Raw genomic sequence first — 7983 nt, forward strand, 5'->3', positions numbered from 1 at the left:
CAACGGGGGGCGGAGGGCCGCGCGGTGCCGCGGTCCTCCGCCCTTCCCGTTTCCGGGGACTCTCCTAAAGCGAACGTCCGTTCGCTTTAGATTCAAATGGCCTCACTTGCCGGCTCTCAGCGGATGCCTGTGGCATCCGCCTGCCGCCAGCGGGAACAGAGTTCCCGCGATAGGCCGGGCTTCGGCCGCATGGGCGGCCGGGACCGCCGTCGCGGTCCAAAGCGGATCGCAATCCGCTTTACCCCTTGGCCCGCCCGGCGGGTTTGGGCAGGCCGAGGTAGGCGCCCTGGTCCTCTTCGATGAAATGCGCGATCAGGCGGTGCACGACCCAGTTGGACAGTTCGTTGGGCGTGCAGAAGACGACGCCGAACTCCTCCTCATGGCGGAGCGCGGCCAGTTCCTCGGCGATTTCCCGATGAACACGGCGATGCGCGTTCACGGTCGTGCTCTTGGAGCCCGCCCAGAAACGCTCCTCGTCCGCGAAATGCTCCTGTGTGTATTTCTGCAGCGCGGCAAAGGCGTTCTGAATGACCTTGTAGCCCTGCCCGGCATTGACCGCGATGTGCAGGAGCTCCGCCAGTTCCAGCAGCGTGCGATGCTGGGCGTCGATGAACTCGTTGCCGACCGTGTATTCCTTCTTCCAAGGAAACTGCACCGGGGACTTCATGCGACCCTGACTGTCTGGCGGGAGGACTGGCGAGGCGAGCGCGCGCGCCGCCACGATCATAGCACCGTCCGCCTACGACGGGGCCTGGACAACTTGCCGCAAATCGCGACAGTCACCGATCGAATTTTCGACAAATTGCAACGTGTACGTTGCCATACGCGGTCCGAAACATTCGGACCGCTGCGTTCACACGCGACGCAGGCTTCGGCCCTCGCGGGCCGCGGCCGCCGACGCGGCCGATACCATGTTCGAAAAGTCAGAAATTTTCGAACATGGTATCAGCCAACCCGCGCCCGGCGGACCACGCGGGGTTTCGGCTTGTAGCGGCCTTTCTGCTGGGCGGCGATCGTCAGCGCCTCGTGCGCGATCAGGCGGCGGTAGTCACGGTCGACCCGCGCGAACATGGCGTAGGCGTTCTTCACCGCCTCCGGAGTCGGAGTGGCGACCGCGGCGCGCAGGGCGTTGCGGAACATTCGCAGTTCCAGCACGCCTTTCACGATGATGCGCTCGACCGCTTCGGCGAGGATTTCGATCGAGCACAGCGACGCTTCGTCGTCGAGCCGATACTGCAATATGCACCTGATGGAACGCCCGAAACGAAAAGTGGCGTTATTTATAGATGCTTTGTAACAAATACCAGATGTTTCGAAGCGCGGACGTTCCCGCCTTGACTTGTTCGCATACCAGCATCACCGTGCGGCGATACCTCGTCCGACCGGACACCCACCGCGCGAAAATCCCCCAAAAATCCCATGACTTCGCTAGGCTCCTTCATCGTCGTGACCGGCGGCGATTCCCGTTACTGTCCGCTCATTCAGGAGCTGGTCGCCTCCCTGCGCGCGCTGAAGCCGGCGGAGGACTGCCCCATCGGCGTCGTGGACTCCGGCCTGACCGAGGAGCAGAAGGCCGCGCTGCGGGCCGACGGCGTGAAGGTCGTCACCCCGCCCTGGCCGGTGGAGATCCCGGCGCGCCGCCTGCGCGGCCGCATCCACCTGAAGGCGAACCTCGCGAAGCTGCACCTGCCGACCTACTTCCCCGGCTACGACACGGTGATCTGGGTCGACGCCGACGCCTGGGTGCAGGACTGGGACGCCATCGACCTCCTGCGCCGGGGGGCGGCCACCGGACGCTTCGCCATCGTCGCCCAGTTCGGCCGCTTCGCGGAGACGGAACTGCGGCTGAGCTGGCTGTTCGGGCGCTTCGCGCGGGTGCGCTCCATCCTCTACAAGAACGCCCGCCGCGCCGGCCTGTCGGGGGCGGAATGCCGCGCGCTCGCCACCCGCCCGACGCTGAACGCCGGCGCCTACGCCCTGAAGGCCGACGCCCCGCACTGGGCGGCCTTCCAGCGCTGGCAGGTCCGGGTGCTGAAGAAAGGCCGGCTGTTCACCTCCGACCAGCTCGCCATGGCCGGCGCCATCTACCTGGATGGGCTGCCCATCGAGCTTCTGCCGGAATGGTGCAACTACATCGGCCCCTGGCGCTTCGACCCGGACAAGCGGGAGCTGGTCGAATACTACCTGCCGAACCGCCGCCTGGGCATCGTCCACATGGCCGGCGAGGACACCATGCGCGCGGATCCGTCGGTGCGCCGCCCCGTGCTGGACATGAACGACCGCGAACACACCCTGAGCCTGCGCTACCCGGCCTGGGTGGAGGAAAGGGAGGCCGTGAAGGGGTAATGCCTTCCCGGACCATCGCCGAAGCCGTATCTTTGGTGATGGCTCAAAATTCGGGAGCGAAACGATGACGGTCGGCTATCCGAAACCTCGCCCAACGGACGAGGATCTCGATGCCATCGAAGAAGGCATCGAGCAGGCCGACGCCGGTCAGTTGATCCCCTTCGACCGGATCAAGGCATGGGTGGCGTCCTGGAACACGCCGGACGAACGCCCGATGCCTGTGCATGAGAGGCGGTCCGGCCAGAGCCTTTGATGTTACGGACCATCTCCTTGACGGCGGCCAACTCCACCGGATTCCTGCAAGCTATTCCTCGAACACCACACCCCGATAGATCTCGGCCATGGGCAGTTCCAGGTCGAGCGAGTCGACGCGAACGGACGCTTCCAAGCCGTTCAGGAAGTCCAGTTCCCAATGGTCGCCGTTGCGGCGGACAAGGCGAGCTTGAGGCTTTCCCGTCTCGACGAACAGAATGGCCTGTACGCTGGGCAACGCGCAATATGCGGACAGCTTCGCCCCTTCGTCGAAGCTGGCGGTACCGCGCGACAGCACCTCGACGATAAAGACCGGGTTCGGGACGATCCAGCCGGGGATCCGACCTTGGGTGCAGGATACCAGCACGTCGGGCTTGAAGTAGGAGCGGTCGTCGTCCGGACGCGCCACGCCCGCGTCGCTGAACGCCCGGCATGGGGGCCGCAGCCGGTTCCGCAATTCGCCCCCGACATTCGCGACGATGGCGGCGTGCTCGGCCGACGCAGCAGCCTGCGCCACGGGGCGCCCGTTGATGTAGCGAATGTGCCGCGGCACGGGCTCGCCCAGATAAAGCTCGTAATCAATGCCCGAGCCGTCGTCCCATTCAACGAACTCCGCGACGGTCATTCGCGGAGTCTTGCGTGCCGGTTCGCTCATACCCCCGCCTCCATATGCGAGCTTGGTACCATCGAATGGTACATTTGGCGACGCCGGCACACCATTCCAAATCTTGCGCCATATCGCGAGATAGGTTACTTTTCCTGTCAATGAAGGACGTTGCACGCCCGCGCTCCGTTGTGCATCGATGCACAACGCAAGCACGGACGCAGCCACATCCAAGTCATTGCTACAAAAGGATATTCCGCCCCTCCACGCCGTTGTGCATGACGCGCGGCCTGCACAATCTGCACAACGGCGCCCAATTCGATGCCGGCAGACCGGGCCTACACCCCCGGCGGCTTGATCCGCCAGATCGCCGCGGGGTTCTGGTGCGGGTCGAGCCAGACGTGCTGGAATTTGCCGATCCAGGTGAAGCGGTGGCCGCTGAACAGGTCCTCCACCTGGACGTGGGCTCCGTCGGGAAGGCCAAGCTCCCACAGCGGGACCTCGATGGTGCCGCCGTGGCCGTTGTGCGGGTCGAGGTTCACGGCGATCAGGACGATGTTGTCCTTCGCTTCCGTCATCTTGCCGTACAGCAGGATGTTGTCGTCGAAGGCGTTGTAGAAGCGCAGGTTGGTGAACTTGTGCAGCGCCGGGTTCTCGCGCCGGATTTCGTTCAGCTTTTTGACGTAGCCGACGATGTTTCCGGGCTTGTTCCAGTCCCAGTGCCGGATCTCATATTTTTCGGAGTGGTTGTACTCCTCCTTGCCAGGATACGGGTCCGCCTCGCACACGAAATAGGGCGTGTAGAGGCCGTAGACCCCCGACAGGGTGGCGGCCAGCACGGCGCGCATCATGTGCGCGGGCCGCCCGCCATGGACCAGAATCGGCGGCAGGATGTCCGGCGTGTTGGCGAAGAAGTTGGGCTGCATGTAGTCCTTGGACTCGCCCTGGGTCAGTTCCGTCAGGTACTCGGTCAGTTCCGGCTTGGTGTTGCGCCAGGTGAAGTAGCTGTAGGACTGCGTGAAGCCCAGCTTCGCCAGCCGCTTCATCAGCTTCGGCCGGGTGAAGGCTTCGGCCAGGAACAGCGCGTCGGGGTAGCGGTCCTGCACCTCGCGGATCATCCATTCCCAGAAGGGGAAGGGCTTGGTGTGCGGGTTGTCGACGCGGAAGATGCGCACCCCCTCGTCGCACCAGAACAGAACCACGTCGCGCAGCGCGTACCACAGGTCCGGGTAGGATTCGCGGTAGAAGCTGACGTTGACGATGTCCTGGTACTTCTTGGGCGGGTTCTCAGCGTAGCGGATCGTGCCGTCCGGGCGCCAATAGAACCAATAATGGTGCTGCTTGACCCAGGGATGGTCGGGGGAGCACTGGACGGCGAAGTCCAGCGCGATCTCGATGCCGTGCCGCTTGGCCTCCTTCACCAGCCGCCGGAAGCCCTCATGGTCGCCGATCATCGGGTCGATCTCGGTGTGGCCACCCTCATCCGCCCCGATGGCGTAGGGCACGCCGGGATCGTCCGGGGCGGGGTTCAGCGTGTTGTTGCGCCCCTTGCGGAAGCTGCGCCCGATGGGGTGGATCGGCGGGAAGTACAGCACGTCGAAGCCCATGTCCCGGATGAAGGGCAGCATGTTCGCCACATCGTCGAAGGTGCCCGGCCGCGACGGGTCGGGCGAGGCGGAGCGCGGGAAGATCTCGAACCACGCCGAATAGCGCGCGGCCGTGCGGTCCACATAGACCTCCAGGTCGCAGCCGTAGCGGGACAGGTACTGCCGCTCCCCATAGCGCGCCATGGCCTGCCGGGGCTCGTCCGACAGGGCGTAGGTGACGAGGTCCTGGCCCTGGAGAGCGTTCATCCGCTCCACCACCCGCTCCAGCGCGGCGCGGCCCTCTCCTTCGCTCAAGCCCACGGAATGCTCGATGAAGCGCCGGCCCTCGATCAACTCCAGGCTGACGTCCAGCCCGGCGTCGTGCTTCTTCGTGAAGTCGGCGCGCCAGCTTTCCCACACGTCGCGCCACGCCAGGATGCTGTACTGGTAGCGGGTGTTGCGGGTCAGCGGCACCTTGCCGACCCAGCGGTCGTTCTCGAACAGGGTCATGGGCACCTCGCGCCACGCCTCCTCGTCCACCGGGCGGTAGATGACGCGCGCGGACAGGACGAAGGTGCCGTCGGTGTAGATGTCCGCCCACACGTCCATCACGTCGCCGACCACCCGCTTGACCGCGAAGCGGCCGGAGTCGATCTCCGGATAGACGTTCTCGATGGTGACGCGCCGCGCCGCCAGCTCGTCCATGCGGGCGCGGGACTCCGTGTCGTGCTTCGGCCCCTGCTCGCCCAGGTGGCTCAGCTCGATGGGCCGCTTCTGCGCCGGGCGGGCGCGGAAGACGCGCATCTCCAGCGGGCGCAGGCGGAGTTCGCGGCCGGGCTCGAAGGGAACCGGCCCCGCGTCCGGCGTCACGTCCTCGAAGTCGGCGTAGCCGCCGCCGGTCGCGGCCAGCACCGGGCCGGGGTCGATGGGGTGCGCCTGCCCCTCGTCGGGGTTGATGAGGACGACCGAGCATCCGCCCTCGGTTCCATTGGCCCCGGACCCGTTCGCCCAGCCGTCGGTGCTGCGGACCAGCCCGACCACCGGGTTGTGGGGGGAGGTGACGCGGCGCTGCGGCCCCTCCACATTCAGGGCCGGCGAGTCCGCCTTCATGGCGTTGACCCGCCCGACGAAGCCGGTCAGGTCCAGCTTCGGCGGCTCCCAGTCCTCCGGCTTGGTCTGCACCACGTCCAGCTTGCGGGTGAAGCCGTACTCGTAGCCGACCGGCATCATCACGCCGGTGGAGAAGGCGGCCGCGAACAGGTAATGCATCTTCAGGTGGGCGGCCAGCCGCTCCGTGTCCTGGCTGCCGACCTCCGCCGCAAGGCGGTCGGTGTCGTGGCTTTCCGGGAAGGCGATGGAGGGCGCGATCCAGCGGAACTCCTCATACTGGTCCAGCAGCCAGTCGGCCTTGAAGTCCCACCACTTGGCGCTGTTGAACAGGAAGTCGAAGCCCGCGCCGCACAGGTCGCGCACCTGCTCCACCGTGCAGCCCAGCGTCTCCGCGAAGAATGTCACCTCCGGATCGACGGCGCGGGAGGCGTCGATCAGCGTGCGCCAGACCTCCGCCGGGATCTGGTAGGCGGCGTCGCAGCGGAAGCCCTTCACGCCCAGCCCGATGTAATGGCGCAGGTAGCGGGTCCAGTGCTCGATCAGCCCGGCGCGCGCCTCCGCCTTGTCGTAGTCGAGCATGGCGAGGTCGCCCCACACCGTGACCAGCGACGGGTCCACCGGGTCCACGGCGCGCGGGCTGTACAGCTCCCCGTTGCCGTCGCGGCGGTACCAGTCCGGATGCTCGCCGACCAGCAGCGCGTCCTTGGCGGTGTGGTTGATGACGAGGTCGAACATCACCGACTGCCCGTGCCGCCGCGCCTCGGCGGTGAAGGCGCGCAGCAGCTCGTCCGGGTGCTCCGGCGAACCGCCCTGCAGGCGGTCGTGCAGCCGGTAATAGTCCTTCACCGCGTACAGGCTGCCGGAAAAGCCGGGGTAATGGATCGGGTTCAGGAACAGCCAGTCGAAGCCCATCCCCTGGATGCGCGGCAGATGCCCCGCCCAGTCGCGAACCGGGCCGATCAGGGTGGGGAACAGGTTGTAGATGCGCGGTCCAGCGGTGGCCATCGGCATTCCTCATGGTCGGGCTGCGGCACACCCGCCTCGCTTGCCGGTTGACAATCCGGACGACCCCCTATGGGATCGAGGCAGACCGGGGACGGAAGCCCGGCGGGGCGCACGCGCTCAACCCAGGGAAAGCGCGAAGGTTCCGCCGCCGCCCGCAGCGGAAGGAAGGCGTATGGGCAACGGGAACGGCAAAATCCGGCTCGACAAGCTGGACATGAAGGCGGCGACCATCGACTCCAAGGAGGAGTACGAACGCCGACTCGACAAGCTCCAGAAGGAGCTGCTGCACATCCAGCAGACCTACTGGCACGAAAAGCGCCGTGCCATCCTTGTGTTCGAAGGCTGGGACGCCGCCGGCAAGGGCGGCTGCATCCGTCGCCTGACCGAGCCGCTCGACCCCCGCGGCTTCCACGTCTGGCCCATCAGCGCCCCTTCGCCCGAGGAGCAGGGAAAGCATTATCTCTACCGCTTCTGGACCCGCCTGCCCGCCCCCGGCACCTTTGCCATCTTCGACCGCTCCTGGTACGGCCGCGTGCTGGTGGAACGGGTGGAGGGCTTCGCCGACAAGGACGAGTGGAAGCGCGCCTATGACGAGATCGTCGAGTTCGAGCGGATGCTGACCGACGACGGCGCCCGCATCATCAAGTTCTTCATGCACATCACGCCGGAGGAACAGCTCGACCGCTTCCGCGAACGGCTGACCAACCCCTACAAGCGCTGGAAGCTGACGGAGGAGGACCTGCGCAACCGCGCCCGCTGGGACGACTACGCCAAGGCCATCGAGGCGATGTTCGACAAGACCTCCACCGACGCAGCACCCTGGCACGCCGTCCCGGCCAACTCCAAGTGGTTCGCCCGCCTGCGGGTGCTGGAGATCGTCACGGAGGCCCTGCGCAAGGGGGTGAACGTCGCCCCGCCCCCCATCGACCTGTCCGTCGCCAAGATCGCCGCCGAGGTGCTGGGCGTGCATCTCAGCTTCGGCGAGGGGAAGCAGTAGGCGGTAATTGTTGGGTTTCGCTGCGCTCAACCCAACCTACAATCGCACCTTTCCGTAGTGCTTTTCCGTAGGTTGGGTTGAGC

General features: G+C 66.1%; 7 protein-coding genes. 3 read left to right on the top strand and 4 right to left on the bottom strand.

Features of this window, described 5'->3' with window-relative positions:
* Positions 1–238: 238 nt before the first annotated feature.
* Both ACSVC7_RS28910 and ACSVC7_RS28915 read right to left on the bottom strand, forming a co-directional pair.
* A complete protein-coding gene (locus ACSVC7_RS28910; protein ID WP_448206865.1) occupies positions 239–727 on the bottom strand; it encodes a bacteriohemerythrin in 489 nt (162 codons plus the stop codon).
* 218 nt (positions 728–945) lie between these two features.
* Positions 946–1239 carry a hypothetical protein gene (locus ACSVC7_RS28915; protein ID WP_448206864.1) on the bottom strand — a complete coding sequence of 98 codons (294 nt, stop codon included), beginning with the start codon at positions 1237–1239 and terminating at the stop codon, positions 946–948.
* A gap of 180 nt (positions 1240–1419) precedes the next feature.
* Here ACSVC7_RS28915 and ACSVC7_RS28920 point away from each other — a divergent pair, with 180 nt between their 5' ends.
* Together ACSVC7_RS28920 and ACSVC7_RS28925 are read left to right on the top strand one after the other, a co-directional pair.
* The gene (locus ACSVC7_RS28920; protein ID WP_448206863.1) at positions 1420–2346 is read left to right on the top strand and encodes a glycosyl transferase; all 927 of its coding nucleotides are present in this window, start codon (positions 1420–1422) and stop codon (positions 2344–2346) included.
* Between the two features lie 64 nt (positions 2347–2410).
* Positions 2411–2599, top strand: a complete 189-nt coding sequence (locus ACSVC7_RS28925) for a hypothetical protein (RefSeq protein ID WP_448206862.1) — start codon at positions 2411–2413, stop codon at positions 2597–2599.
* Positions 2600–2650: 51 nt separating this feature from the next.
* Here ACSVC7_RS28925 and ACSVC7_RS28930 read toward each other — a convergent pair whose 3' ends face one another.
* Positions 2651–3253, bottom strand: a complete 603-nt coding sequence (locus tag ACSVC7_RS28930) for a Uma2 family endonuclease (RefSeq protein ID WP_448206861.1) — start codon at positions 3251–3253, stop codon at positions 2651–2653.
* A 287-nt stretch (positions 3254–3540) separates the two neighbouring features.
* Positions 3541–6903, bottom strand: coding sequence for a maltotransferase domain-containing protein (locus ACSVC7_RS28935; RefSeq protein WP_448206860.1), 3363 nt, complete (start codon positions 6901–6903; stop codon positions 3541–3543).
* Between the two features lie 172 nt (positions 6904–7075).
* Between ACSVC7_RS28935 and ACSVC7_RS28940 the strand changes: the two genes are divergently transcribed.
* Positions 7076–7900 (top strand): polyphosphate kinase 2 family protein, encoded by an 825-nt coding sequence (locus ACSVC7_RS28940; protein WP_448206859.1) that lies wholly within the window; start codon positions 7076–7078, stop codon positions 7898–7900.
* The last annotated feature ends 83 nt before the right edge of the window (positions 7901–7983 follow it).

Source organism: Azospirillum mesophilum (assembly GCF_053470405.2).